This window comes from Streptomyces gilvus (assembly GCF_022513565.1).
Classification (GTDB): domain Bacteria; phylum Actinomycetota; class Actinomycetes; order Streptomycetales; family Streptomycetaceae; genus Streptomyces; species Streptomyces gilvus.
On record NZ_JAKWBE010000074.1, the window covers coordinates 1 to 1,330 of the forward strand.

The following is a 1,330-nucleotide window of genomic DNA, read 5'->3' on the forward strand; positions in this document are numbered from 1 at the left end:
TGAACCGCCCCGCGTCAGGTAGAGACTCGATTCCATGAAAGGATTGAGTCATGGCACGACCCTCCCGTTACCCTCTTGAGCTGCGCCGTCGCGCGGTGCGCATGGTCGCCGAGGTGCGCGACGACTACCCGAACGAGACGGCCGCCCTGCAGGCGGTCGCGGACAAGCTCGGCATCGGCTCCCGCGAGACGCTGCGGAACTGGGTGAAGCAGCAAGAGATCGACGCGGGGCAGCGTCCGGGGACGACGACGGAGGAGTCCGCCCAGCTCAAGGCGCTGAAGAAGGAGAACGCCGAGCTGAAGCGAGCCAACGAGATCCTGAAGGCCGCGGCGAGTTTCTTCGCGGCCGAGCTCGACCGGCCACACACGCGCTCGTAGCGTTCATCGACGAGCACCGGGACCGCTTCGGCGGGGTCGAGCCGATCTGCAGGACGCTCACCGCACACGACTGCAAGATCGCCCCTTCCACGTACTACGCCCACAAGAAACGCCTCCAAACGCCCTCCACCCGTTCCGTGCGCGACGAGGCGCTCAAGGAGAGGATCCAGGAGGTCTACGCGTCCAACTACCGTGTCTACGGAGCCCGGAAGGTCTGGCGCGAGCTGAACAGGCAGGGGCATGCGGTGGCCCGCTGTACTGTCGAGCGCCTGATGCGCGAGCTCGGTATCCAGGGCGCGGTGCGTGGCAAACGCGTCATCACCACGATCCCCGGCGGGCAGGCCGGGCGGGCTCCCGATCTGCTCGACCGCGACTTCGTCGCCGCCGCTCCCAACCGGTGCTGGGTGGCGGACTTCACCCATGTGAAGACCTGGTCCGCGACCGTCTATGTCGCGTTCGTCGTGGACACCTTCTCCCGCCGGATCGTCGGCTGGTCCGCGGCCACCGTGAAGGAGACCGTCTTCGTCCTGGACGCCCTAAAGATGGCCATCTGGCAACGCGATCGCGACCAACAGCCCGTTCAGCCAGGAGAGTTGATCCATCACTCGGACGCCGGGTCGCAATACACATCGTTCAAGCTCGCCGAGCACCTGGACGCCGCTGGCATCGCCGCCTCCATCGGCTCGGTCGGCGACGCGTACGACAACGCCCTGATGGAATCGACGATCGGCCTGTTCAAGACCGAGTTGATCAAGCCCCAGCGGCCATGGAAGACGCTCTCCCAGGTCGAGTTGGCCACCGCCGAGTGGGTCGACTGGTACAACCACCGCAGGCTCCACGGTGAGATAGGCCACGTCCCGCCCGTCGAATACGAAGCCAGCTACTACACCGAATCCACGAAACCCCAGGTCACAACCACAGCCTGAGATCTCTACCGAACCCGGGGCGGTTCA

1 protein-coding gene is annotated in these 1,330 nt (G+C 65.6%); it reads left to right on the forward strand.

From position 1 onward, the window contains the following. Positions 1 to 50 precede the first annotated feature (50 nt). Positions 51 to 1,303 (forward strand): IS3 family transposase gene (locus MKW14_RS40645; protein WP_240871810.1). Its coding sequence is split into 2 segments (ribosomal slippage): positions 51 to 333 and positions 333 to 1,303, totalling 1,254 coding nucleotides; the frame shifts between segments, so codons are not numbered across the junction. Positions 1,304 to 1,330: the final 27 nt, after the last annotated feature.